Origin of the sequence: Streptomyces synnematoformans (assembly GCF_039531005.1) — a bacterium.
GTDB classification, from domain to species: domain Bacteria; phylum Actinomycetota; class Actinomycetes; order Streptomycetales; family Streptomycetaceae; genus Streptomyces; species Streptomyces synnematoformans.
Window position 1 is genome coordinate 1 of sequence record NZ_BAAAPF010000057.1, and the last position, 26141, is coordinate 26141.

Sequence of the window (26141 nt, forward strand, 5' to 3'; positions counted from 1 at the left end):
CCGGCCCTCGCCGCCCGCGGCGAAGCCGCGGCGGGCAGCGGGGTGCCCGAGGGGCGCAGCCCCTCGGAGGCCTCCCCGCCGGCGGCCGGTCGCGTGGCCGCTGAGGGGCGCAGCCCCTCAGGGCCTGCGCCAGCTCTCGTACACCGCCGCGATGCCGTCCCGCAGCGCGATCTCCGGGCGCCAGCCCAGCTCCGTGATCCGGGACACGTCCAGCAGCTTGCGCGGCGTGCCGTCCGGGCGGCTCGGGTCGAAGGCGATCCGGCCCGGATAGCCGACGACGTCCCGTACGGTCTCCGCCAGCTCGCGGATCGTCAGGTCCTCGCCGCACCCGACGTTGACCGGCGCGTCGTCGTCGTAGCCGCGCAGCAGCGCGAGGCACGCCACCGCCAGGTCGTCGACGTGCAGGAACTCCCGGCGCGGCGTGCCGGTACCCCAGAGCACCACCTCCTCGGCGCCGCTCTCCCGCGCCTCATGGAAGCGGCGGACGAGCGCCGGCAGGACGTGGCTCGTCTCCAGGTCGAAGTTGTCGCCGGGGCCGTACAGGTTCGTCGGCATCGCCGAGATGTACGCCGCGCCGTACTGCCGCCGGTACGCCTGCACCTGCTCGATGCCGGCGATCTTCGCCAGCGCATACGCCTGGTTCGTCGGCTCCAGCGGGCCGGTCAGCAGCGAGTCCTCGCGGATCGGCTGGTCGGCCAGCTTGGGGTAGATGCACGAGGAGCCGAGGAACAGCAGCCTGCCGACGCCCGCCGCGTGACCGCCGGCGATGACGCTCAGCTGGATGCGCAGGTTGTCCTCCAGGAACTGCACCGGGTAGCGGCTGTTGGCCATGATGCCGCCGACCTTGGCCGCCGCCAGCACCACCGCGTCGGGCCGCACCGCCCCCAGCCACGCCGCCGTCCGCTCGGCGTCGCGCAGGTCGAGTTCGTCGCGGGTGCGGGTCAGGACCTCGTAGCCGTCGGCGGTCAGCCGGCGGGCGACGGCCGAGCCGACCAGCCCGCGGTGGCCCGCGACGAAGACGCGCGCGCCGGGTGGGAGGAGATCGTCGCCGACGGGCGGGGACGGTTCGTTCGATGCAGTCATCGGACTTGCGGGGCGGTGACTCCCGGGCTCAAGCCAGGGACGGAAACCCCTTCTCCCTTCGTTGGTGATGCCGTTGTCAGTGGCGGGAATTACATTCAGCACGTGTCCCGATACCGTCTGCGACCCACGAGCGAGCAGCAACGAGTCCTCGCCTCGCACTGTGCGCATGCCCGGTTCGTTTGGAACCTGGCCGTCGAGCAGCACTCCTGGTGGACACCTCGCCGCGGGTCGGCTCCAGGGTATGTCGCCCAAGCTCGGCAGTTGACCGAGGCACGTGCGGAGTTCTCTTGGCTGCGGGCAGGATCACAGATGGTGCAGCAACAGGCACTGAGGGACTTCGCCCAGGCGATGGCGAACTACTTCGCCGGCACACATGGCCGCCCCACCTGGCGCAAGGCCGGGCGGCACGAGGGCTTCCGGATTGTTGCGGTCAAGCCTGAGTGCGTTCGGCGACTGGGCCGCCATACGGCCGAGGTGCGGGTACCGAGGGCCGGGTGGATGCGCTTCCGCCTGTCCAGGCCGGTGCCCGACGGGGTGAAGTCGTACCGCGTGACGGAGGACCGCGCCGGCCGCTGGCACCTCGCCTTCGCCGCCGTGCCCGATCCGGTCCCCGCCCCCGGCAACGGTGCCACCGTGGGTGTCGACCGTGGCGTGGCCGTGGCCGCTGCCCTGTCCACCGGCGAACTGCTGACCATGACAGGGTTGCGTCCGCCGGAGGCTCGTCGGCTGCGGCGGCTGCAGCGGCGCCTGGCACGCTGCCGACGTGGTTCGAGGAGGCGGCACCGGGTGAAAGCGGCCGTGGGGCGGATGCATGCCCGCGAAGCCGACCGGCGCAAGGACTGGGTCGAGAAGACCAGTACCGATCTGGCCCGCCGATTCGACACGATCGCTCTGGAAGCGCTGAACATCCGGGCGATGACCGCATCGGCCCGCGGGACCGTGGACCGGGAGGCGCGCGAGAGCCAAGCCGTCTTCCGTTGCCGCGCCTGCGGACATACGGGCAATGCCGACGTGAACGCCGCCAGAAACATCAGAACGGCTGCCGGGCGGGCAGTCGCTGCGCGGGAAGGGCCACGGGTTGCCGGGCCGGTGCACCGCGAATCTCAACGCGATCGACTCTCGGTCTGAGTGTGGATCGGGTTGGAATCCCCGCCTCCGGGCAGAGGAGGACGCCAGAAGTACGGATTCTGCCATCCGGCGGAATGATCAGAGGGAAGGTACCATGGGCAAGACGGCCCTCATCACCGGCGTCACCGGCCAGGACGGCTCGTACCTCGCCGAACTGCTGCTCACCAAGGGCTACACGGTGCACGGCCTCGTGCGGCGCTCGTCGTCGTTCAACACCGAGCGCATCGACCACATCTACGAGGAGCCGCAGGAGCCCGGCCGCCGCCTGGTGCTGCACCACGCGGACCTCTCCGACGGGGTCGCGCTGGTGAACCTGCTGCGCGACCTGGCGCCCGACGAGGTCTACAACCTCGGCGCCCAGTCGCACGTCCGGGTCTCCTTCGACGCCCCCCTCTACACCGCGGACGTCACCGGCCTCGGCTCCATGCGGCTGCTGGAGGCGGTCCGCGCCGCCGGCATCGACACCCGGATCTACCAGGCGTCGTCCTCGGAGATGTTCGGCTCCGCCCCGCCGCCGCAGAACGAGCGCACCCCGTTCCACCCGCGCAGCCCGTACGGCTGCGCCAAGGTCTTCGGCTACTGGTCGACGGTGAACTACCGCGAGGCGTACGACCTCTTCGCGGTCAACGGCATCCTGTTCAACCACGAGTCGCCGCGCCGCGGCGAGACCTTCGTCACCCGGAAGATCACCCGCGCCGTGGCCCGGATCCGGGCGGGCCTGCAGGACCGCCTCTACATGGGCAACCTCGATGCGATACGCGACTGGGGCTACGCCCCGGAGTACGTCGAGGCGATGTGGCTGATGCTCCAGCGCGACGTGCCGGACGACTACGTGGTCGCCACCGGGGAGGCGGGCAGCGTCCGCCAGTTCCTCGACGCCGCGTTCACCGCCGCCGGGCTCGACTGGGCCGAGTACGTCCGCTTCGACCCCAAGTACGAGCGGCCCAGCGAGGTCGACGCGCTCATCGGGGACGCCACCAAGGCCGGCGACCTGCTGGGCTGGAAGCCGCAGGTCAAGTGGCCCGAGCTGGCCCGCATCATGGTCGAGGCGGACATCGACGCGCTCGACGCGGAACTGGCCGGGGCCACTGTCAGGATCGACAGGTAAAAACGGATATTCTCTCCCCGGACTCGCGACGCGCGGCCGCAGGGGACGACGGCCCAGGGGGGCACATGAACAGGCACAAGCACAGAAGATCGCGGAAGTGGGGCGCCCTCGGCGCCGCCCTGACCGTGGCCAGCGGCACGCTCGTGGCGGCCGGCGTCACGTACTCCTCGCCCGAGGCCGAGGCCCTGACGCCGCCTGTGGCGATGACCGCCGACGACCTGGCGACCTGGCAGACCAACGGCGTCGTCTGGTCCATGGCCGAGTCGAACGGCGTGGTCTTCGCCGGCGGTACGTTCTCCGCCATCCGGCCGCCCGGCGCGGCGGCCGGCACCGACGAGCAGCAGGTGGCGAACTTCGCGGCGTTCGACGCGGCGACCGGCGAGCCGACGGACTGCAGGCTGGACTTCGCCATCGGCTCCGGCACCGCCACCGTGCGCGCGCTGGCCGTCTCCCCCGACGGCGGGACGCTCTACGCGGGCGGCGAGTTCGCCAGCGTCAACGGCGTCTCCCGCAGCCGCGTCGCCGCGATCGACATCGCCTCCTGCTCGGTGAAGACCGGCTTCAACGCCGGCGGTGTCTCCGCCCGCGTCTACGGGCTCGACGCCGCGGCGAGCGGCCGGCTGTACATGGCCGGCGACTTCAGGACCGTACGCGGGCAGAGCCGGGTGAAGTTCGCCGCGGTCAACGCGAGCACCGGCGCGCTGGACTCCTGGAAGGCCAACGCGGGTCCGGACCGGGCCGGCCGGGTCATCGAGGAGACCCCGAACGGGCAGCACGTCGTGCTCGGCGGCGACTTCAACGGCCTCAACGGCGACAGCGGCGTGCACGGCCTGGCAGTCGTCCGCGCCGACACGGGATCGACCGTACGGGCCTACAAGGGCGTCAGCGACAAGGACGACAACCCGTACGAGCTGCACTGGAACTCCCTGGTCAAGGGCATCCACATCGACGAGACCGGCATCTACACCGCGCACGAGGGCCACGGCGGCCGCGTCTTCGACGGCCGGCTCGCGATGAACCTGGGCGGGTCCTTCACCGAGCGCTGGCGCGACACCTGCCTGGGCGCCACCCAGGACGTCACCGTCTACAAGGACGTCCTGTACAGCGTCTCGCACGCCCACAACTGCAGCAGCATGGGCCAGTTCCCCGAGCTGAACGAGCGGCAGCACATGCTCGCCGAGTCCGTGGACAACCCCAGGCCGCTGCTGTCCTGGTTCCCCGACACCGACGACGGCCCGTCCGGCACCGAGCAGATCGGCCCGCGCGTGATGGTCACGTCGGCCAGCGGGGGCAAGGACTACCTGTGGATCGGCGGCGAGTTCACCCGCATCCAGTCCAACGGCAACAAGAAGCAGCAGGGCCTGGTCCGCTTTGCCAGCACCCCCGACTCCCGCGAGCCCGTCGAGGGCGCCACCGGCGTGACGGCGGCGAACGTCAACGCCGGCGTGCGGCTGCGCTGGCAGGCCGGCTGGGACCGCGACGACAGCAGGCTCACGTACACGATCTACCGCAACGGCGAGCCGCTGGAGACCAGGCCGACACTGGACTCCACCTTCTGGACGCTGCCGCAGGGCAGCTTCACCGACACCGGTGTCAAGCCCGGCACGACGTACAGCTACCGGATCGCCGCGAGCGACGCCGCCGGCAACACCACCGCCAAGTCCGAGGCGGTGACGGTCACCACGCCGGGCACGCCGACGGAGACCACGGTCGAGCGCACCGCGACCGCGGACGCGTACGTCAACGGCGCGGCGGTCAACGCCAACTACGGCACGCACAACATCCTGCTGGTCAGGGAGACCTCCCCGTACCTCAGCTACCTGCGGTTCTCGCTGCCGCAGGCGCCGAGCGGGATGACGCTGAAGTCCGCGAAGCTGACGCTGCGCACCACCGGGGACTCCAGCGCGGGCACCACGGACACCGTCAGCGTGCAGCCGGTCACCGGCAGCTGGTCGGAGTCGGAGGTGACGTACGCGAGCCGACCGGAGCTGTCGTCCACCGTGCTGGGCGAGTTCACCGGCGCAACGGAGCTGAACACCGACTACACCGCGCCGCTGTCCGCCGCCGAACTCACCGGCTCCCTCGGCGACACCGTGGACGTGGCGCTGACCAGCGACGGGACCGACGCCTGGTGGGTGCGGGCGCGGGAGACGTCGTACGACCCGAAGCTGACGCTCACGTTCGGAGCGGACTGATGGCCGCCCGTACGACGCGCAGGTCCCGCGCGGCGCTGACGGCGGCGGCCGCCGCCCTGGCCCTGGCCCTGGCGGGCTGCAGCGGCGGCGACGACGGGGACGAGGCGGCGAAGGCGTCCAGTCCCCCGGCGTCCCAGCAGGAGAGCGACCCCACCCCGGAGGACCCGGGCCCGGAGGCGGAGAAGTCCGAGGAGCCCGAGAAGGTGCCGGAGGAGGACCTGGAACGCGCGGAGGGCGAGTTCTCCGAGAAGGAGAAGACGTACCTGAAGGACCGGGTCCCCGAGGGCGTGGACCCGGCGGCGATCCTGGAGGCGGGCGAGGAGGCCTGCGCCAAGATCAAGAGCGCGGCGGCGACCGACGACGAACTGGCCCGTGAGGCCATCCGCTCCGGCGACATCGCCCACGCCGAGGACGCGGTCCACACCCTGTGCCCCGAGTACGAAGACCTGCTGTAGGAGTCCGTCTTGAAGCCACTGCCCATCGTCGTCGCGATACCGACCAAGAACGAGGCCGAGAACATCGCGACGACGGTGCGGTCCGTCATCGACCACTTCGAGGCCGTGGTGGTGGTCGACTCGGACAGCACGGACGACACCCGCGCCCTGGCGAAGGCGGAGGGCGCCGAGATCGTCCCGTACACCTGGGACGGCAAGTACCCGAAGAAGAAGCAGTGGTGCCTGGACCACGTCCGCCCCGAGCTGGACTGGATGCTCTTCGTCGACGGCGACGAGACGCCGAGCCCGGAGCTGATCGCCGAACTCCACCGCATCTTCGACCCCACGGCGGAAGGCTCCCGCCGGGTGGCCCCGGCCGCGTTCGACATCCCCCTGGGCTACTGGTTCGCCGGCAAGCGCCTGCGCCACGGCTACACCATCGTCAAACGCGCCCTGCTGGACCGCACCCGCACCCGCTTCCCGGAACTGGACGACCTCGACGCCCCGGGCATGGGCGAGCAGGAGGGCCACTACCAGCCCCTGGCCGACGGCCCGGTGGTCCGGCTGCGGGCAACGCTGGAGCACGAGGACCTGGACCCGGTACGCACCTGGTTCGACCGCCACAACCGCTACTCGGACTGGGAGGCGTGGCTGGAGCACCACCCGGAGGTCCGCGAGGAGATCCGCCAGGCCAAAACCCGCCAGGGCCAGCTGTTCCACCGCGCCCCGCTGAAGCCGCTGGTGTCGTTCGCGTACGCCTACGTGTACAAGCGCGGCTTCCTCGACGGCCGGGCGGGGCTGGACTATGCGCTGGCGATGAGCTTCTACCGCTGGCAGATAGGCGTGAAAGCCCGCGAGAAGAACGCGTCGTTTCCCCTCACGGAGTGACCCGGGATCGCTACCGTGAGTAGGGGGAACCCAGGGGCGAGGTGAACGCGGTGACGACGCATGACAACTCCCGGCCGCCGATGCAGTGGCGGTACTGCGGCAACCAGATCAAGCGGTGGCGGCAGCGAGCGGGGGTCAGCCGGGAGGAGCTGGCGAACGAGGCGGGGTACGGCCTCGACTCCGTGAAGAAGATGGAGCAGGGCTTCCGACGCCCGACGCCGCGGGCGTTGCAGGTGGCGGATGACATGTGCGATGCGCAGGGGATGCTGGTGGCGGCGCTGGGGTACCTGCAGCCGGAGAAGTTTGCGTCGTACTCGCAGGAATACATGGGGTACGAGGCGGAGGCCGTCGCCCTGAGCTTCTACCAGCCTCTCTACGTTCCCGGCCTGTTGCAGACGGAGGAGTACGTCCGCGCGGTTCTGTCTGCACTCGTGCCGCCGCTGGACGCGGAGACGTTCGAGGAACGGGTCAGTGCCCGATTGGAGCGGCAAGCGTTGCTGGCTCACGAGAGGCGCTCGTTCAGTTTCGTCATCGAGGGGGAAGTGCTGCGCCGTCGCTTCAGCGACGACGCAGCGTGGCGTCGGCAGTTGCACCGACTACTGGAGGTCGCCGAGCAGCGCAATGTCTCCCTGCAGGTGATGCCATCTGACCGCGGTCTCCACCCCGGACTCCGAGGCCCGCTCGTCATCCTGGAAACACCCGAACACAAGCATCTCGCCTACGCTGAAAGCCAGGCAGGCGGGGCGCTCTACGCTGATTCGGAAAGAGTCAATGTCGCGATGCGCCGCCGTGACATGATCGTGGGCGAGGCCATGTGCCCCCGGGACTCCGTACAGTTCATCACGAAGCTGCTGGAGGAGCGATGAAGGACAGGCTCGACTGGTTCAAGTCCAGCTACAGCAACGACGAAGGCGGCGAGTGCGTCGAAGTCGCCGTCGACTGGCGCAAGTCCACCCACAGCAACAACTTTGACGAGGCCTGTGTCGAGGTTGCCCCCCTCCCCGGCGCCGTCCACGTCCGCGACTCCAAAGACCCCGACGGCCCCCACCTCTGCTTCACCCCCGAAGCCTGGACCGCCTTCCTCACCCACACCCCCACCCCCACCGACTGACCCGCCGGAACCGCGGAGCGCGCGCCCCAAGCCGCGCTCCGCCTCCGCACCCCTCGGACCAACATGTGCAGCCCACCAGGATGGTGCCAACGACCTGCCCCGAACTCGTCCAACTCCTGCGGGTATTCGTCCTTACCCCACCCGTCCGGGACGCGGAACCCGTCCTGCACAGGATGGCCGACGCCGTAACCATCAAGCCGTCGGCGTACCAGCAACACCGACAGGCAGTCCAGGAGCAGCCGTGACCGGAACTACAACTGCCGCGACAGACGAGGAGGATCGCGGTCAGCGAGTACCAGCGGCCCCGTCTCGCACGCGGGTCGGGCACCAGATCCAGGAAAGACCGCAGGTCAGCGATCCGGCCCGGGTCCAACGGACGCAGCTTCGCGAGTACGGCAGGGACGGGAGAAGATGCAACGGCAGGCACGGGCAACCTCAAGATCGTTGAGCTTCGACACCCCAATGATCACGAAGCCCGTGCCTGCTCTGCTATGCACCCCAACCGGTCACCACCAGACCAGCATCACGTCTACGGAACTTGATCAAGCCCTGCCGCCCGACCCGCGAGTCTCAGAACAACCCACTTTGAGACGAACAACTCTCAGACAAAAAATCACTGAAAGTACATCTCACCACATCTGGCCACTTGCATCGAAGTAAGCCGTCGAACCAGCACAATCGCGGCGATCGCGGCGCACACAATGATAATCTCGCTCACCAAACCAGCCCCCGCCGAGGCGGAGGACTCATACTCAGTCGGAACCAAGTCCCCCATCACCGCCTCCACGCACACGGCAGCCCACATCGACAGCCACAGCGCCCACCAGGCAACAACTACTCGAGTCGACACTCTTCCAGCACGCCCGGAACAACTGGCCCGCCAAGCATCGTTCATAATTTGCGCGGGCAACCAGAAACCCGCAATCGGAATGAACCACCCACCCACGGCCATGATAGGTCCGTGACGCTGGACACCAGGTTCGAGCACTTTGGCGTTAACGCAAATACGATGGAACCAGACCAATAAGAGCTTGTCTCACGTGGCGTCAGCTCGATGGTGCATGATGTCGTGCCATGGGTGTTGGTCTTTCGCAGCGGTTGGTTCCTGACGAACTCTGGTCGCTCGCAGCTCCCTTGCTGCCTTCGTTCCCGTCGCGTCCGCAGGGCGGCGGGACGGCCCCGGTTGATGAACGGGCCGTGTTCAATGCTGTCGTGTATGTGCTGACCAGCGGTTGCACGTGGCGGCATCTGCCGGAGACGTTCGGTGTCTCGCCGGCGACCGCACATCGCCGGTTCTCCGCCTGGACCAAGGCCGGGCTGTGGCGCCGACTACACCAGGCCATCCTTGACGAATTCGGCGCCCGCGGTGAGGTGGACTGGACCTCTGCGATCGTGGACGCGGCCTCCGTCCGCGCGAAAAAGGGGGATCGCTGACCGGGCGCAATCCGGTCGACCGGGGCAAGAAGGGCAGCAAACTGCACGTCCTGTCCGACGCGCAGGGCTTACCCCTCGCACTCGGCGTCTCCGGCGCCAACGTCCACAACAGCCAGGCGCTCCTGCCGCTGGTCGTGGGCATACCCGCCACCCGCTCCCGGCGCGGCCCACGACGTCGCCGCCCCGGCAGACTCCGCGCGGACAAGGCGTACTACTCCTCCGAGAGACTGAGGTGGCTCCGCGGCCGTGGCATCGTCCCGCGCATCGCCCGACCCGGCATCGAGTCCAGCGAGCGCCTCGGCCGGCACCGCTGGAAGATCGAGCGCTCCATTTCCTGGCTCTTCGGCTACCGCCGCCTCACCACCCGATACGAGCGCAGAGGCAGCCACTTCCTCGCCTTCCTCGGACTCGCAGCAGCCCTGACTTGCTACAAGAAGCTCGCGAAACTAGCCACGTGAGAAAAGCTCTAATACTATACCAGCGGCAACATGCAGGGTAAACTCCAGCGCGGCGACGATCTCCAGTACTAACATCGGTCCGTGACGCTGCTGACCTTCGCCGTATTCGGCCGCATCATCCAGACCAGCACCCGTTTCCCATTCAACTGCCACCAGCAACGTGCGCGACTTATGGATAAGCAGCACTACCGTAAGCAAAACAGTAACGGCAGTTCCCGAGGTCGCTGGTGAGGAAAAATTCCGCTGCAGTATCGGATCAGCCGGAAACCGTCGCCGCTCGCCCAGCATTAGCGGTACGGCGCTCACTCCCGTCGGCAGCGAAGCCACCGGGCAGCCAGTGCACCGCCCGTCTTCCTCCTCGGCCGGGTACATGCGGCATTGCCAGCATAACATCGTATGACTGCTGCCATGTGCCACGTGCGGACTCATCCCCTTCTCACACAGAAGCGAGGCGAGACTCCGACCATCAGCCGCCTTAATTCTGACGTTTTCGCAACCGCTGGCCGCGACGCAGGGCACTGAACAAAAATACAATTCCCAAAAATGGAAGAATAGCCCTTAATGCGATTGCCATAAGATTTAGGTCGCCTTTTAGTGCAACCCTCTGCGGCTCTACTGGATCGTAGACCAAGTCGAGCGCATCTCCCTCATGACGCATCTTTAGATTGGCATTGACGGACAGTTGCCCAGTGACCTCCTGTCCATCGACCTCGTAACGCACCCGACATCCGTTGGAACAACTCAACGGATCCTCTGCCAGAGTCCCGGCAACCTCTTCCGTACGTCCGCTGAGCTCAACCTTGTCCACCACCATTGGGGATAAGGTCCACGCACCAACCACCAGAAAGAAGGCGCCGGCCAAGAACTGAGTAATCAAAAGACCGACTGGAAGAGGATACTCCTTAGCCATCGGTGATCCGCCCACAGTTGCCTTTACCTCCTTTCCTCGGTGGTCTCAGCTATACGTCACGGACCGGTCCAGAAGTCCCAGTCGCCAAGAAGCTTCCATATGTCGGGGTCGAACAGAATCTTCTCCTCCTCGGTCGCGGGGTTCATCTGGAAGTCCAGCCAGGTTGCTGCAGCGCCGAGGGGCGTACCAAGGACTATCTTGGTACCTACCTTCAGGGCCAGTTTCATTTTACCCTTCAAAAGTTGCGGAAGCCCATGTCGTAGGTGGCGGTGGCGGCGTCGAAGCGTTTGGCGTTGAGCCGGTAGGGGTTGTAGGCGTCCTTGTCCGGATTCGCCGGGTCAGGCTTGTCGATGCCGGTGAATTCGGCGTCGTTGTTGGTGCCGTAGGCGGTGTAGCCGTAAGTAGCGTCGGGGTTGCCGCCTTCGCCGGTGATGGTCTCGACGTCGGAGTGGCTGTTGTAGCCGTAGACGCCGAGTTGCTGGGTGCCGTCGGGCTTGTGGGTGATCTGCGACAGGCGTTGTCCCCACGGCCCGTACATGACCTCCATTTACACTGGATCCACGGGCCCAGCGAGAGCCTCACCTCACCCTTCCAAACCAATGTCGTGGGTCTGCTCACACTACGACGCCTATGGGGTCGATCCAGCGTCTCGATCTTCCACACGCCAAGCGTTCTGCAGTTGCACACCGGGCTCCCAGTCTTCCGGGCGCGCCGCACTTTCCATCCACCTATATCCTGACTCCCTCCACTTCCTTCTTGCTCGGACGACGCCCGCAGTCGTTGCGTCTTCGTACCCGAATTCGACCCCACAGCAATCACAGATCTCGTAGCTCGGGGTCTTACCATCTACTCCTCAGGGCGGATCACACTGCAGCAGACCACAGACCCTGCAGTGCAGGTCGCTCTCATTGCGCATTGAAGTAGTCTATATTCGTCGGATATCCGTGAGATACCGGATCCGGCTTGAAGTACGTGCGCGGCACTCCAGAAGGACACCGCCGGGTGCACGGTGGATCCAGGATGAGCAGAAACCGGTTAATCCAGAAAGTACTCAATCCACTCCGAAGGACCGACTACTCGAACGCCGGATCCCGCCATTTCTCTAACCTTGGGGGTGTACCGATGACTGTCACTCCGCTGACGCACACCGGTCATTCCATTAACAATCCAGGCACCTTTGCAAGTGGACTTCAGTGCGAAACCTCGAACTTTCCTCCACACTTTAAGCTGCTCTTCACTTTCAGCCACAGCAGCCAGGAAGGATTCACCGATAAAGCTATCCGACTGCTCGCCAAGCAGGATTGTCAGAATTCCCGGGTTGCATTTCACGTGACCCAAAGAAGAGTCGGCATCCAGCTCCAACTGACACAAACTCAGCGAAATCCGGCTGATCTCACTTAGTTGATGCTCCCGAACGCCCACCAATTCGTCAGGTGTTACAGCCTGAACACGGTAATCAGGAAAAAATCTCTCCCACGCCATGTAGAGACCAAGCCGAGCCGCCCACTCTCCAGCTAGCGCGACGAGCTCATCGCGGTCGGCGTGAAATTGGAATACCACTCGCGTCATATCGCCCTCAATTATAAGCAACGAAGTGCATCTCGATGCCCACACCTTCGAGATCGGCGATAGCTTCAGCTTCACGCTTTATCGGAGCACCAGACTTCGCCTGCTTGCCGACATTAACCCCGTACACGCTACCATCAGCTCGCTGAACCAGAATATCCGGACGTCGCGAACCTTTAAATCCACCTGGAGTTGCAATTGCCCTTTCGGGCAGCCGCGCCCCTCCAGCAATTACGACACCGTCTGTTACTTGACCTGCTACCTCGTCGATCTTCAAATTATGCGGCCCCGTGCCAGCCGGCTTCGGCCCGCGCTTCGCCGCACAGTTGTGAACGAGTATCGGGGTGTCGCCCGCGAGTACATAGTACGTGTGGATGTCGTTGATGGTGAGGTCATGGGTGGTTTGGCGTTTGGTGTAGTGGTCAGCGGCCTGGACGGTGACTGTGGTGCCGGTGGCGGTGCGGATGGTTGTGCCGGGGAGGATGTCGCCGGCGTCGATCCATTCGCCGGCGTGCTCGGCCCAGAAGGGGTGGGTGGTGGTGGCGGCGACCTGTCCCGTTTGCCCGTCTTGGGTAGTGAAGGTGAGACGGACGAAGTCCTTGTCGTCGTGGGTGGTGATGAGTCGTTTGACGGTGCGGGTGGTGGTTTCGCCGGTGTCGGGGTCGGTGACGACGACGCGGTCACCGGCCTCGACGTCTTCAATCCGCTTGGTTGTGCCGTCGGCGAGAAGGACGCGCGTGCCGGGGGTGAAACTGTGTCGTTTGCAGAGCTTCCCTACCTTCAGCAGCTTGCTTGCGCCACGGGTGGCTACATCCGTGAGCGCCCACACGCACGCTCCGCCGTCACGCTCGTTGATACAGTCGAGGGCATCCCGGATGCCGAGGACTCCCAGGACATCCAGGCCGGGGCTGTCGAACGATATCCAGCCCAGTTTCTCGGCGGCAGAGCAGAAGCTGTCCTGTTCCTCGGGGTTACGGCACCGGCTTGCCGTCCACGTCTCCAGTCCCTCCTGATGGGACTGTGTCGGATACCAGGCCGCGAGCTCCTTTTCCGTCGGGATGCGCTGCTCTTCAACTTCGATTGACGAGCCGTCCTCGTCGGGCGTGATGGAGACTTCCTCGTCTTGGCTGGGGGTGTAGCCGGTGTTCTGGTTGTGCCCGGACGGGCAGGCAGCCGATTCGCCGCCTTCTCCGCCGCAGGCGAGGCGGTGGCCGTCGAGTTCGATGTTGGTGGTGGGGTTGCCGCCGGTGAAGGCGTAGCGGTTGCCGGTGGTGGGGTCGGTGCCGAGTTGCATGTCGGCGAGGGCGCCGTTGTAGGTGTCGCGGGTGAGGAAGCGGTTGAGGCCGGGGCTGTAGTTGCGGAAGCCCATGTCGTAGGTGGCGGTGGCGGCATCCCAGCGCTTGGCGTTGAACCGGTAGGGGTTGTAGGCGTCCTTGTCCGGATTCGCCGGGTCAGGCTTGTCGATGCCGGTGAATTCGGCGTCGTTGTTGGTGCCGTAGGCGGTGTAGCCGTAGGTGGCGTCGGTGTTGCCGCCTTCGCCGGTGATGGTCTCGACGTCGGAGTGGCTGTTGTAGCCGTAGACGCCGAGTTGCTGGGTGCCGTCGGGCTTGTGGGTGATCTGCGAGAGGCGTTGTCCCCACGGCCCGTACTGGTAGGACTTGGTGATCTCGGATCCGACTCGTTCGTCGAGTACTTCTTTGGACAGGCCGAGATAGGTGTAGTCGGTCGTCTTCGGGCTCGTAGTGCCGGCGCCGGTGGTGGTGGAGGTGGTGCGGTCCAGCGGGTCGTAGGTGTACGTCGTCGTCGCCGTGGTGCCGTCATCTTGGAGCTTGGTGTGTTCGGCTATGCGGTCGAAGCCGTCGTAGGTGTTGCGTTCCAGGGTCTTGCCGTCGGCGGTGACCGTCTCCAGGCGCCCGTAGGGGTCGTAGGTGTAGGCGGAGGTGGTGCCGCCGGAGCCGTCGCCGGTGGCGGTGGCCTGCTGCAGCCGGTTGCGGTTGTAGTCGAACCGGGTGGTCACACCGTCGATGCTCTGCTCGACGACGTTGGCGTTCGCGTCGTGCACGTAGGTTTCGGTGCCGGCGCCCAGGCCGGTCTTGGTGAGCTGGGTGATGCGGTCTGCGGGGTCGTAGGTGTAGGTGCTGGTGGTGTCCGCCAGCGCGCCGGTGTCGGCGTTGGTGCGGCTGAAGATGTCTTCGGCCTTGTTGCCGTTGGGGTCCCAGTTGTAGGTGTGGGAGGACACCAGGGTGCCGTCGATGGTCTCGCGGCTGGTCTTCAGGGCGCCGTTGTCGTAGTAGCCGTGGTCGAGTTGGTTGCCGTTGGCTTTGGTCTCCACATCGACCATGCCGCGGGGGGTGTAGGTGTAGCGGGTGGTCTTGCGGGTCGGGTCCGTCTCCGAGGTGGTGTCGGCGATCTTGACCGTCTCGATCAGGTTCCGCGCGTTGTAGGTGTAGCCGGCCCACTGGTCAGGGTGGGTGGCGGTCTCCGGCTGACCGTTGGCGTCGTACGTGAACGCGGTGGTCTTCTTCGGTTCGCCGACGAGGTTTTCGGTGACCTTCTGCAGCTGGTTCAGGCCGGTGTAGGCCATCGTGTAGGCGTCGATCCTGGCGCCTGTGCTGGTGTCGTCGATGTCGGTGAGGTTGCCGTTGCGGTCGTAGCGGTAGCCGAAGACCTTCTCCTCGGCGTCAGCCGCGGCGTCGTAGGAGCGCACCAGCTTGACGGCGTCCGCGCTGACGGTGCCCTGACCGGTTCCGGAGACGGTGATCGACTTGATGCCCTGCTTGTAGCGGTACGTGCCCAGCTTCACCCACCGGCCGGCGTTCTCGGCCTGGTCGACCTTGCTGGTCGCCTTCCCGCCAGCGTGGTCGATGCGGTACGTGGCGGTGCCCGCGTCCGACTTCTGCGGGTACTTGGCGTAGGCGGTGTACTCCCCATCGCGGGGGATGATGGTCTGCCAGGTGAACGACCCGCGGTCTGATGCCTGGGTGCGGTGGTTGAACCCGGTGTCCTTCGACTCGCCGGACAGGGCGATGGACTTCGAGGTCTTCCAGGTTCCTGCGGTGGAGGTGTGCTGGGTGTCGGAGTTGTCGACCAGGACCACCGCGGAGCCGTCGGGGACGCCGGAGTCCTTGCGGGTCCGCAGCGAACCGTCGGGGTAGTAGAACCAGTTCATCGGGCGTTCGGTGGTTTCCTCGCCCGCGGAGATCAGCCGCCGGTTGGTCTGCTGGCCGAGGTCGTTGTAGTCGTAGCGGGTGATGATCTCCCACGGGTCGGTGGCGGTGCGGATCCAGCCGGTGTCGAAGTACTCGTAGGTGGTGTCGTTGCGCACCGTCTGGCCCGCCGAGGGCGGCGCGGAGACCGTGGCGATACGCCCGACCTCGTCGTAGCGGGTCTCGGTGTAGATGTCGGGGTCGTTGTAGCGGGCGTCGCCCGGGTCGTAGGGCTGGTACCGGCGGGTGGGGCGGTTGAGTTCGTCGTAGGTGGTGCGCAGGGTGAAGTCGCCTGCGGTTGCGGTGGCGGTGCCGCGGGGGGTTTCGACCTTGGTGCGGTTGCCGGCCTGGTCGTAGGTGAACTTCGTGGTGCGTGTCGTCGTGTCCGTATACGGCACGCGTTGTTCGACGGGCAGGCCGCGCGGGTCGTAGTCGACCTCAGTGGTCTTGCCGGCCTGGTCGGTGGTGGAGATGACCAGGGAGTCTTTGTCGTAGGCGGTGGTGGTGGTCTCGCCTGCGGCGTCGGTGACCGTGACGGGGCGGTGGTTGAGGTCGTAGTCGGTTTTGGTGGTGAAGTCGTCGGTCTGCGGCGTCTCGTTCTTCTTGGGGTCGATGACGTGGGTGAGGTTGCCGACATCGTCGTAGCGGTAGGAGACCTTGTCACCGTCAGCGTTGACCACGTCGGTGAGTTGGTAGACCGCGTTGTAGTGGTTGGTGGTGGTGTAGTCGCCGGCCACGTCGGGGGTGCCGACGCCCTTCGGCTCGGTCGTGGTCAGGAGGTTGCCGACGCGGTCGTAGGTGTAGTGGGTTTCCCGTCCGGTGTTGTTGTTGTCCGGGCCTGTGGCTGAGGTGACCAGGTCGGCCGGGTCGTAGACGGCGGTGGAGATCGCGCCGTTGGGGGCGGTGGAGCGGGTGATGTTGTCGTTGGCGTCGTAGACCGGGGCGGGGGTGGTGATGAACACCGAGTCGTCCTGATCCTTGGGCACGCGGTTCTCGCCCGGGCGGCCGAAGGTGTCGTAGGCCTGGGTGGTGGTCTTTTCCAGAGCGTCGGTGACCTTCGTGACCTGGCCGCGTTCGTCGTAGACGAAGTCGGTGCCGTTGCCCTGCGGGTCGGTGATCAGCCGCGGGTAGCCGGTGGAGGTGAAGTCGGCGTGGGTGGTGGTGTTCCCACGCGGATCAGTCGCCGACTTGAGCTGGCCGTGGGCGTCGTAGGTGTAGCGGGTGGTGTAGTCGCCCTCGTCTGCGGTGGCGGTGCCCTTGGGGTCGGTGACCGAGACCAGGTTGCCGTTGGTGTCGTAGCCGAAACTCCAGGCACGGCCCTCGGGCGAGGATTTGCCCGTCAGGTCCTTCACGTAGCCGTCGGCAGTGCGCTCCGCGTACTGGAACACCGTTGCGTTGTCGGGGGTGTTGCCGTCGGTGCAGTCGGTGGGTGGCGGGACGCCGCCAGCGGCGTTGTTCTGCTCCGGGTCGCGTTGCCACAGGGGGTAGCCGGTGACCGGGTCATGGCAGAATGCTGACTCGGCGCCGTTGTTCTCCCGGAGGTAGGTGACGTTGTTGTCGGCGTCCCACGACATCTGCGTGGTTTCGTTCTTGGCGTTGACCGTGGTGACCGGGCGGCCGAAGTCGTCGGTGGTGGTGTCGGTGACGTTGCCCTCGGCGTCGGTTACCCGCGTGTCGGTGAACTCCGGCGTGCCCGCGTTGGTCATGTAGACAAACCCGGTGTCGTTGCCGCGCCGGTCGGTGATCTGCTTGGTCCACCAGTGGTACTTCGGGTCATCCCCGGTGCTGGGATCGTTGTATTCGAGCCCGGTGGTGTTCTGGCGTGGGTCCTGGACGCCGACGAGTTTGACGTTCTTGTTGCCCTGGGTGGCGTCGTAGGTGAAGTCGAACTCCTTCGGCTGTCCGGAACCAGCCCCGTCGACCATGCGGCCCAGCAGGCCCTTGTCGGTGTAGTAGAACGCGAGCTTGCGGCCGGAGATGTCGGTGACCGACTTGACGTGGTCGTAGATCTCGGGGTTGGTCAGGTTCGTGCCGGTGACCTGCTGGCCGGTGTTGCTGATATACTCGTAGCTGGCGTCGCCCTGGCGGTAGTAGTCGATGTCCAGGGTTTTCCGGCCGGCGGGGTCGGTGATCGAGTCGAGGAACTTCACCGGCCGGTTGTGCGACACACGCTCGGTATACGCGTAGGTCTGTGTGTTGCCGTTGGAGTCGACGACCTGGGTCAGGTAGCCGTCGCAGCCGAAGAAGAAGCTGGTGCCGTCCGGTCGGGTTGCCGTCCAGGCGTCCGGGATCGGGTCGTTGGCCGGGGTGCAGTCCAGATTCGACTTGGGTGCGAGCTTGTAGTGGAAACCGGCGGGGGCCTTGAAGGTACCGTCAGCCTGCTTGGTGAAGACGTGGGTGGTGCCGTCGCCGTCCAGCCACCGCACCTCGATCGGACTTCCACCGGGATGGAACACCAGCGGCGCTCCCAGGCGTAACGGGCCCGCGGCCTGGGTGGAGAACCCGTATCCGGTGCCGGTGTCGAAGGTGTCGAGGGAGTTGTAGGCGATGCGGAAGAAGGTGTTCAGCCCGCGGCCGGGGTTGGTGAACGCGTTGTAGGAGAACACCGTGTTGCCGCTGGCGGCGTTGTTCACCGCCGACGACCCCGCGCCCGTGGGCGTGCCGGTGTAGGAGTAGAACTTCTCCAGCCCGAGGTGGTTGGAGGTGGTCTCTTCGACGGCCACGCGCTGGGTCAGGGCAGGGATGCCGTGCCGCTCAGACAACCACGCATCCAGCGAGGGCGCGTAGACGTCCCACGTCAGGCGGTAGCCGGTACGGTCGTTGTTCCCCGCGTCGAAGTCGGCCGGCGGTGTTCTGACCCTGGCGGTGACGGTGACTTCGCTGCCGGGCCGGATCGAGGCGGGCAGGTCGGTGATGACCGGCTGGCCCAGGCCGGGCGGGGTGCTGCCGTCGGGAAGCGTCCATCGGTACGACAGTCCCCAGCCGTCGGAGTTGCTGCCGTTGATGGTGAAGTCGGTGGTGTTGGTGAACGTCACCTTGAGGTCATGGGTGGTGCCCGCCGCCATCCGCTGCGGGGTGCCCGGCACGCGGTAGGTCGACTCGGCGGTGGCGTCGACGTAGATCACCCGCAGCAGCGGCCCGAGTTGCTGGTCCTGCCCCTCACTCGACAGCCACAGCGACCGCTCCCGCGTCGTGCTGGAGGACTCGTCGGCAAGCTTGACCATCGCCCCCTTGTTGGACGACGGATCGGTCACCCAGCCCTGGGTCAACGACGTGGCGTCCCACCAGTGCCGGCCCACCTCCTCGGTCCACTGCGGCACCGTGTCGGCGACCGTCGCGCGGTAGTCGCCGCCCGGGGTGGCCCATGTTCCGGTGGAGGTGTTGTTGTTCCAGGTGGCGGCGCCCTCACCGAAGCCCTTCTGCAGCGGCCGCAGCTCGTACACCGCGCCGGTCGACCCCTCATCGCGGGTGGTCTGGGTTCCCCACATCTGCAGTTGCGACTCCACCACCGTCGCCGTGGCGGGGATCGACGTCGTGTCGAAGTCCAGCAGCGCCCGGGTCGTGCCGTAGGTGCCGGAGTTGTTCCCCACAGACAGCCAGTTCTGCCCCACCCCCCACGACTGAATGGTGTCCTGGGGGGTGTCGGGCTGCTGAGAGGACAGCGTGGTGTCCTTCACCGCCCCGCCGGACTTGCCCTGGATGAGTTTCATCGTCCGGCCCGCTTTGGGGATCCCCACAATCCGCGTCGGCGAGCCCAGCAGATCACCATCCGCGGTTTTCACCGCGAGCTGGTAGTAGTACACCTTCCCGATCTCCGGACCCGGATCCGGCGACGGCGTCGCGGTGGTATCGGTGAAACTGTCCGCCGTCCGGTTGCCGATCGGGGCGATCAGCGTCGACGCCGACGGCGTGAACGCCTGCCGCGTGGAGCGGTGGATCTGGTACTCGACGAAGTCCGCCCCCGCGTCCCCGGCGGTGTTCGTGTACGGCTTCCAGTGCAGCTCCGGGCCCGTGCCGTGCACCACCGTCGGCGACTCCAACGCCGCCCCGATACGCCCCCACGACACCGTCAGCCTGGGGATGCTCGCAGTCTCGCCCCCGTAGTCGGCATCACCCGACTCATACCGCGGCCCGCCGAGCGCATCCGTGCCCCGCGGGCTCTCATCCGACGCCTTGAGGATGAACCCGTTGTTGGGCAGGGAGCCGTCGACCCACTCCTGCACCGAGTTCTTCACCGGGAAGCCGTGCCACTCGTTGTACTCCCCCGCGTCCTTCCACGCCTCCGCCCGGTCGACCAACCGCACCGCATCCGCAACCGTCTTCGCCCCCGCATCCCCGGTATCGCCCAAGGTGATGCTGCCCGCGGTGCCCTTACCGAAGGACATCTGCCCCGCGCCCAAGTCCACCCACCGACCCGACGAACCCCGCTGGTCCACCGTGAACGAACTCGTCCCGCCCCGATGGCGCACCTCATACGACGCCTCCGACGCCGCGTCCGACACCCCCGGCAGATGCACATCCGCCAGATACGTTCCGCCGTCGTGTATCTCCGGCCGCCACATGTACGACTCGCCCGTCACCGAGTTCTGGTTGTAGCGGTAGTCCGACTCGTAACCGGCACCGGCCACCCGGGTCCACTCGCCCGCCCCGGCCGTCCCCGCGCGGCCGTCGTCCAGTACGAGCTTCGTCCCCGACAAATCCCCCACCAGCGACTTGGTGTTCTCCCACGTGGCCGACAACTCATCCCACGCACCCGTGGCCTCATACGCCTGGATCTTCACCTTCTTGCCGCCGGTGGTGTGCGCCTGGTCGTAGTACAGACTCAGCCGCGCCGCATCCACCGTCACCCCCGCCGGGATCTCATCCAGCGGGAACTTGATCAGCGACCGGGCCACCCCCGTCTCCGTCGTGCCCACCGACATATTCCACGCCGACGCGAAATTCACCCCCGGCTGATCCGACAGCACCATCACGTCCTGCGACTCGGCCGCCGACGGCGCAATCGTGATCGTCGGATCAATCTTCACCGGATACTCACGTTCGTCCGCGGCCAGCCAGCGCGCGTCCGGCGTGATCGTCAGCTCCCATCCCCTGCCGTCACGGGACAGCTCCTGGGTCACCTTCGGGCTCCACGCACGCCCGTACGGAGAGGAGGCGTCCTTCGCCGCATCGGTCATGAACGGCGCCGGGATCACCACCACCGGCGCCCTGCGCGTCTCGTGAAAGAACGCCACCGACCCGTCCTGACGCGCCTTCGGCGTCAGCCCGTCGGTCACCTCCATCGTGAACGTGAACGACACCGCACCCTCCGGCCGCTCGGCCAGGACGATGTCCTCCTTCACCTCCCCCGCACCCACCCGATACGACAGATCCGCCCCACCCACGGCGTCCTCGTAGGTGACCGTGTCCTTCTCCACCCGCGGCTTCAGTGCCCCGTCCACACCCTTCAGGCCGAACGTCACCGACTGGCCCAGCTCCCCCTCCACCTTCAGCAGCCGCCCAGGCGTATCGCCGAAGTAACTCCTGGCTAAGTTGGTGGTGTTGGCATAGGCGTAGCCCTCGGCGCCGGTCTTGGTCACCGCGGTGTCGATCGGCTTCCATGATCCGCCACGCGTCTCATACGACGTCGGCGCCGCCGCCAGCTCCGCCTGGACCCCACCGTCCGACATCCGCCAGAACCGCGCCTCCGGCGTCCGCCGGCCGGCCAGTTCCTTCACCCGCTTCGCCGCCGGCTCCGCCTTCCCCGCAGGCAACTTCTCCCGGCCCGCAGGAGCCCGGCTGTCGCTCGACGGCGGTTCGTCGTCGTCCTCACCGTGGTCGGTGAACCAGCCCGTGACCGTATCCACCGCCCCGCCCAGTCCCGGGGTGGAACCCGCCGCAAAAGCCGGCTGCGGCAGCAATGCCACCATCAAAGCCGCCATTACCACCGACGAAACGAACCGCGCCAGCCGAGCCCGCATCCCGTATCCCCTCCACGCCATCCCCGCGCACACGCACACACGCGGAAAACAGCACACCGAATATCCAGACGGGCGAATACCCGGCCAGCACAACGCACACATCACATGGGGGGGTAGCAGCGATCCTCAACGGACAGCCGTGCACCTGTCAAACACACACCGATACACGACGAACACAGACAAAAACACCCCAACTGGCGGCACACCGTAACGCCACGCACACACACAGACCCAGAAGACCGCCCGGTCAATCCGCCACAGCACCCCGCCCCACAACCACACCCCCACCCCAAACCGAGACCTCCACCACAGACGGCGAAATCCCGCCAACTACGAGACACACCCCTCGCCCACCCCCGCAGACGTCCCCCGAACCGTCAGATCACCCGGAATTCACCACCCGGCAAAGCAAGCACCCCACCACTCCAAAACCCAAGCCGCAGAGCTGCCCAATTACATTCGGCTCCCACACCCGCTACGCTCCATACCCGAATCCACAAACACCAAAGACGGGAATCCCACCCATGCACACCGCGACCACCGCGGAAACCCCACCCGAAAACCCACACCCACCCCCCGTCCCCCCACACCGCCGCCGCATCCTCACCGCCACGCTCGTAGCCGCCGCCGCGGCCGGCCTCCTCGCCTACGGCCTCACCCGCGGCGACGACGACCCCGCACCCCCCGAACGCCACACCCCCACCACCCCCGTCACCTACACCGTCCACGGCACCGGCACCGCCCACCTCACCTACCTCGGCAACAACCCCAAGGGCACCACCGTCCTGCCCGACGCCGAACTGCCCTGGACCACCACCGTCGACGTACCACGGAGCAAGAACGCCACCCTCACCGTCGTCCTCCCCGCCAACGGCACCAACGCCACCTGCACCCTCACCATCAACGGCCACCACCGCCAACGCGCCACCGCCACCGGCCCCCACGGCCGCGCCACCTGCACCACCGAACTCGACCGGCAGGCGGACCGGAGCGCGCAGAGGTGATGAACGAGGCGCGGCAGGTGTCCCTGGGCGAGCGCCAGGACGGCCCGCGCGGCGGCATTCCGGCGGCCGTCCGCTTTCGGGTACCGAAGAGCGCGCTGGGCAACATGCGCAGCCGGGTCTTCAACGGGGCGAGCGATGAGCTGAACTGCATGCTCAGCGCGGGCCGGAGCAGTGGCCCGATGCACGACTACGGCCTGGCAGGGGGCCCGGTGGGGTTCCCGCCGTCGCTTCGGCGCGATGCGCCGGACGGCCGATCGCCCGGCCGGTCACGCGGCTGCGCCGTCCGCGCCGTCCGCGCCGGCGGCTCAGCGGCGGACCTCGTCGTAGACGTTCAGCAGGGTGTCGACTACGCCGTCGATCGCGAACCGGTCGTTGATCAGCTGCCAGGCCGCCTGTGACGCCTCCTCGTTGGCGGCCGGGTCCAGCAGTTCCAGTACGGCCTGGCCGACCAGCGGGCCGTTGTCGGCGTCCGCGCTGCTGTCGAGGACCCGGCCCGCGCCGGCTTCCGCCACGTCGGGGCCGAGGCCGCAGGTGCGGGTGATCACCACGGGGACGCCGACCGACATGGCTTCCAGTACGGAGACGGGGAACGGCTCGACCACCGACGGCAGTACGTAGACGTCGGCGGCGCGGTGCTGGGCCAGCACCTCGTCGGGGGTGAGGGAGCCGACGTACGACACCGAGTCCGACACCCGCAGCTCCTCGGCCAGCCGCATCATCGGCTCGGCCAGCGCGCCGGTGTCCGGGCCGGCGAGGACGAAGCGGGCGTCCGGGTACTTCGCCAGCACCACGGGGATCGCCCGGATGAAGTCCTCCGGCCGCTTGCGCTCCTGCACCCGCGCGACGTAGACGACCGTGGGCGGCCCCTCGGTCCGCGCGGGGCGGCGCTCCTGCGGCAGCACGCCGTTGACGAGGCGGCGCGGCCGGGTCAGGGGGGTGTCCGGGACGACGGCCTGGATCTCGCCGTGTTCGAACTCCGTCAGGTAGAGGGTCGCGCCCGCCTTGCGCAGCGCGCGGCGCAGCCCGAGCACGTCCACGGCGCGGGCCACCGGCTTCTCGGTGGGGTCGATCATGCCGTGGGTCTGGAGCACCACCGGCACCCCGGCCTGCTGGGCGATGAGGGCGAACGGCAGCGTGATGAGGTCCCGCATGAGGTGGACGTGCACGACGTCGGCGGAGCGGACGAGGCGGCGGGCGCGGGCCAGCAGCGCGGGCGAGGTGATGCCGCTCACCTCGAACCGCGGCAGCACGTGCTTGGCCTGGTACATCCAGGTGGGCACGCCGTCGATGTCGCGGGGCAGCGGGCCGTCGAAGCCGTCGCCGAGGGTGGCGATGCGGGAGTCGACGCCCCGGGCGCGGAGCCCCTTCGACAGGTTGAGCGCGACGCGCGTGGGGCCGCCGAAGTCGTTCGTGGGCGTGTGCAGTGTGACGACATGCAGAATTCTCAAGACGGTCCCCTCCTCGGCACCCCCCGGCACCGTACGTGTGTTCCCGGAGCCTACCCGGCGCACAACCCGACGCCTCTTTAGACTGTCTTCGGTTGCGGGACGGGTATACGGGACGATACGGGCGGGGGCAATTCCGGTAATGGCAGACCGATCGGGCGGACGACGGCCCGGCGAGGGCGACGGCGAGGCCCGGGCGCCGCTCGACGAGACCGTCCAGATCCGGATGGCGCCGCTGGCCGCGAAGGCCGCCCGCCGTACGCGCCACGGCACCGGTCCACACACCGGCCCACGCACCGGCGACGGCAACCGTGCCGACACCGGCATCGGCGCCGACCACGCCGCCGGCCCACGCATCGGCAGCCGGACCTGGCGCCCGTTCGCCCCCTTCGTCATCCCCAAGAGCCCCGCCCCCCGCGCGGTGCTCTCCCGCGCCCTCTCCGTCCCGCTGGTCGTCGCGCTCGTCTTCGTCCTCCCGCTGGCCGTCGCCGGCCGCTCCCAGCCCGACGTGCGGGACGGGGTGTTCTGGCTCCAGCTGGCCACCACCTGCTACGCGGGCGCCCGGCTGTCCGCGATGGTCCTCACCACCCGGCGGCGGCTGATCCAGGGCACCGTGTGGCTCTTCTGCTACGTCGCGATGGGCGTCGCGCCGCTGGCGCAGATCGTGCTGGAGCAGACGCCGACGCCCGTCGTCGGCACCCGGGGCGACTTCACGATGGCGGTGGCGCTGGTGCTCGCCGGCTTCGTCGCGTTCGACGTCGGCGCGCTGCTGTCGCGGCACGCGTCGGAGGCCCGGCTGAGCCGGCCGCGGCCGGCGGCGTCGGTCAACAAGCACCGGCTGTACCTGTTGGTGATCTTCGCGTACGCGGGCAGCGGCCTGCTCATCGCGTCCTTCGGCGGCCCGGCGCCGTTCTTCGACAGCCGCCAGGCGATCAGCGACGAGCTGACCGGCGGCGGCACGTCCGGCTCGCAGGTCGGCTCGGCGTTCCTGCGCGGCTTCGGTACGGTCCCGGCGCTGCTGGCGCTGCTGATGATGACGCGCTGGCTGGTGACGTCGCGGCGGGCCAGGCGGCAGCCGGGCGTGGTGCTGCCGTGGGCGGGGCTCGTCCTGGTCAACGGGATCGTGAACAACCCGATCTCCAACCCGCGGTACTGGTTCCTGACGGTCGCCTTCGCGCTGCTGTTCACCGCGTTCCCGCGCAGTCCCGTCGTCTACCGTGCGGCGCTCGCCGGGGGCGTGGCGCTGGCGGTGCTGCTGTTCCCGTTCGCGGACAAGTTCCGCTACGACGATTCCGGGCGGAAGGAGACGCGGTCGGGGTCGGTGCTGGAGCCGCTGGTGATGAAGGACTACGACCAGACGGTGATGTTCGCGAACACCATCTCGTACGTGGACTCGGGCACCGGCCACACCTACGGCAAGCAGCTGGCGTCCTCGGCGTTCTTCTTCGTGCCGCGGTCGGTGTGGGACGGCAAGCAGCTCGACTCGGGCGTGAAGGTGGGCACGTGGATGGGGATGACGAACGTCAACCTGTCCTCGCCGCTGTGGACGGAGCTGTGGCTGGACTTCGGGCCGCTGGGGATGACGGGCGGGCTGCTGCTCGTGGGGTACGCGGCGGCGCGGACGGACCGGAGGTTCGCGGAGTCGGGACACATGTCGCGCGATCCGGGGAACGTGCTGGCGACGGTGGTCCCGCTGATCGCGGGGTACTCGTTCATCCTGCTCCGCGGGCCGCTGCTGCAGGCGACGGGGCGGATCGGGATCGCGGTGCTGTGTCTGGCGCTGGTGGCGACGTTCCGGCCGGACGAGGGCAAGCGGCTGCGCTGACCGCCTCCCGGCGAGGGCGCCGATGCAACCGGCACCGGCGGCGCACCGGCGGGTCCGGTGCGGCGTTCTGGCGGGGTGCGGCGGGCCGTAGGCTCGGGGCGTGAATGCCGAGGATGATCTCCGCGCCGGGCTCGGGCGGCTGCTCGACGGAGCGGGCGCGCGGCACACCGCCGCGGCCGTGGAGCGGCTCGTCGCCGGATACCGCGCCGGCGCCCCCGCCCAGGCGCTGCCCGACCGGGACGACGTGGCGGCGTACGCCGCGTACCGCATGCCGGCCACCTTCCAGGCCGTACGGGCCGCGCTGCGCGCGCTGGCCGGCGCCGCGCCCGGCTGGGAGCCGGACGGCCACCTCGACGTGGGCGGCGGGACCGGCGCCGCGGTCTGGG

The 26141-nt window shown here is 67.6% G+C and carries 20 protein-coding genes; 12 read left to right on the plus strand and 8 right to left on the minus strand.

Annotated features, from left to right (window positions below):
* Positions 1-117: 117 nt before the first annotated feature.
* A complete protein-coding gene (locus tag ABD317_RS12225) occupies positions 118-1083 on the minus strand; it encodes a GDP-L-fucose synthase family protein (RefSeq protein ID WP_344289790.1) in 966 nt (321 codons plus the stop codon).
* 102 nt (positions 1084-1185) lie between these two features.
* Between ABD317_RS12225 and ABD317_RS12230 the strand changes: the two genes are divergently transcribed.
* From ABD317_RS12230 to ABD317_RS12260, 7 genes are all read left to right on the plus strand, one after another.
* Positions 1186-2211 carry an RNA-guided endonuclease InsQ/TnpB family protein gene (locus ABD317_RS12230; RefSeq protein ID WP_344289791.1) on the plus strand — a complete coding sequence of 342 codons (1026 nt, stop codon included), beginning with the start codon at positions 1186-1188 and terminating at the stop codon, positions 2209-2211.
* A 94-nt stretch (positions 2212-2305) separates the two neighbouring features.
* On the plus strand, positions 2306-3319 hold the full coding sequence (gene gmd / locus ABD317_RS12235) for a GDP-mannose 4,6-dehydratase (RefSeq protein ID WP_344289792.1): 1014 nt from the start codon (positions 2306-2308) through the stop codon (positions 3317-3319).
* 65 nt (positions 3320-3384) lie between these two features.
* On the plus strand, positions 3385-5514 hold the full coding sequence (locus ABD317_RS12240; protein ID WP_344289793.1) for a CBM96 family carbohydrate-binding protein: 2130 nt from the start codon (positions 3385-3387) through the stop codon (positions 5512-5514).
* Complete coding sequence (locus tag ABD317_RS12245) at positions 5514-5969, plus strand: hypothetical protein (RefSeq protein WP_344289794.1); 456 nt, start codon at positions 5514-5516, stop codon at positions 5967-5969. Before ABD317_RS12240 ends, ABD317_RS12245 begins: the two co-directional genes overlap by 1 nt.
* A 9-nt stretch (positions 5970-5978) precedes the next feature.
* On the plus strand, positions 5979-6836 hold the full coding sequence (locus ABD317_RS12250) for a glycosyltransferase family 2 protein (RefSeq protein ID WP_344289795.1): 858 nt from the start codon (positions 5979-5981) through the stop codon (positions 6834-6836).
* A gap of 50 nt (positions 6837-6886) precedes the next feature.
* Positions 6887-7702, plus strand: coding sequence for a helix-turn-helix domain-containing protein (locus ABD317_RS12255; protein WP_344289796.1), 816 nt, complete (start codon positions 6887-6889; stop codon positions 7700-7702).
* Positions 7699-7947 carry a DUF397 domain-containing protein gene (locus tag ABD317_RS12260; protein ID WP_344289797.1) on the plus strand — a complete coding sequence of 83 codons (249 nt, stop codon included), beginning with the start codon at positions 7699-7701 and terminating at the stop codon, positions 7945-7947. Before ABD317_RS12255 ends, ABD317_RS12260 begins: the two co-directional genes overlap by 4 nt.
* Before the next feature lie 613 nt (positions 7948-8560).
* Here ABD317_RS12260 and ABD317_RS37815 read toward each other — a convergent pair.
* Positions 8561-8971 carry a DUF4328 domain-containing protein gene (locus ABD317_RS37815; RefSeq protein WP_425582345.1) on the minus strand — a complete coding sequence of 137 codons (411 nt, stop codon included), beginning with the start codon at positions 8969-8971 and terminating at the stop codon, positions 8561-8563.
* A gap of 50 nt (positions 8972-9021) precedes the next feature.
* Between ABD317_RS37815 and ABD317_RS12265 the strand changes: the two genes are divergently transcribed.
* Both ABD317_RS12265 and ABD317_RS12270 read left to right on the plus strand, forming a co-directional pair.
* A protein-coding gene (locus ABD317_RS12265; protein ID WP_344289798.1) for an IS5 family transposase occupies positions 9022-9839 on the plus strand; the annotation gives its coding sequence in 2 pieces (ribosomal slippage) (positions 9022-9369 and positions 9372-9839; 816 coding nt in all).
* A gap of 81 nt (positions 9840-9920) precedes the next feature.
* Entirely contained in the window at positions 9921-10070 is a 150-nt protein-coding gene (locus ABD317_RS12270) for a hypothetical protein (RefSeq protein WP_344289799.1), read from the plus strand.
* A gap of 244 nt (positions 10071-10314) precedes the next feature.
* Here the strand turns inward: ABD317_RS12270 and ABD317_RS12275 are convergent, their stop codons facing one another.
* The 5 genes from ABD317_RS12275 to ABD317_RS12295 all read right to left on the minus strand — a co-directional run bounded on the left by ABD317_RS12275 (position 10315) and on the right by ABD317_RS12295 (position 21430).
* Positions 10315-10749: a DUF3592 domain-containing protein gene (locus ABD317_RS12275; RefSeq protein ID WP_344289801.1), complete on the minus strand. Its 435-nt coding sequence runs from the start codon at positions 10747-10749 to the stop codon at positions 10315-10317.
* 56 nt (positions 10750-10805) lie between these two features.
* Positions 10806-10976: a hypothetical protein gene (locus ABD317_RS12280; RefSeq protein ID WP_344289802.1), complete on the minus strand. Its 171-nt coding sequence runs from the start codon at positions 10974-10976 to the stop codon at positions 10806-10808.
* 8 nt (positions 10977-10984) lie between these two features.
* Entirely contained in the window at positions 10985-11296 is a 312-nt protein-coding gene (locus tag ABD317_RS12285) for a hypothetical protein (RefSeq protein WP_344289803.1), read from the minus strand.
* 488 nt (positions 11297-11784) lie between these two features.
* Positions 11785-12318: a hypothetical protein gene (locus ABD317_RS12290; protein WP_344289804.1), complete on the minus strand. Its 534-nt coding sequence runs from the start codon at positions 12316-12318 to the stop codon at positions 11785-11787.
* Positions 12319-12325: 7 nt separating this feature from the next.
* Positions 12326-21430 (minus strand): DNRLRE domain-containing protein, encoded by a 9105-nt coding sequence (locus ABD317_RS12295; RefSeq protein ID WP_425582346.1) that lies wholly within the window; start codon positions 21428-21430, stop codon positions 12326-12328.
* A 575-nt stretch (positions 21431-22005) separates the two neighbouring features.
* On the opposite strand from ABD317_RS12295, the gene ABD317_RS12300 reads away from it, so the two are divergent.
* The gene (locus tag ABD317_RS12300) at positions 22006-22485 is read left to right on the plus strand and encodes an MmpS family transport accessory protein (RefSeq protein WP_344289807.1); all 480 of its coding nucleotides are present in this window, start codon (positions 22006-22008) and stop codon (positions 22483-22485) included.
* Positions 22486-22790: 305 nt separating this feature from the next.
* Here ABD317_RS12300 and ABD317_RS12305 read toward each other — a convergent pair whose 3' ends face one another.
* Entirely contained in the window at positions 22791-23933 is a 1143-nt protein-coding gene (locus tag ABD317_RS12305; RefSeq protein WP_344289808.1) for a glycosyltransferase, read from the minus strand.
* 139 nt (positions 23934-24072) lie between these two features.
* Here ABD317_RS12305 and ABD317_RS12310 point away from each other — a divergent pair, with 139 nt between their 5' ends.
* Together ABD317_RS12310 and ABD317_RS12315 are read left to right on the plus strand one after the other, a co-directional pair.
* Positions 24073-25755 carry a hypothetical protein gene (locus ABD317_RS12310; protein ID WP_344289809.1) on the plus strand — a complete coding sequence of 561 codons (1683 nt, stop codon included), beginning with the start codon at positions 24073-24075 and terminating at the stop codon, positions 25753-25755.
* A gap of 178 nt (positions 25756-25933) precedes the next feature.
* The coding region (locus ABD317_RS12315) for a small ribosomal subunit Rsm22 family protein (protein ID WP_344289810.1) at positions 25934-26141 on the plus strand (208 nt) is incomplete at its 3' end.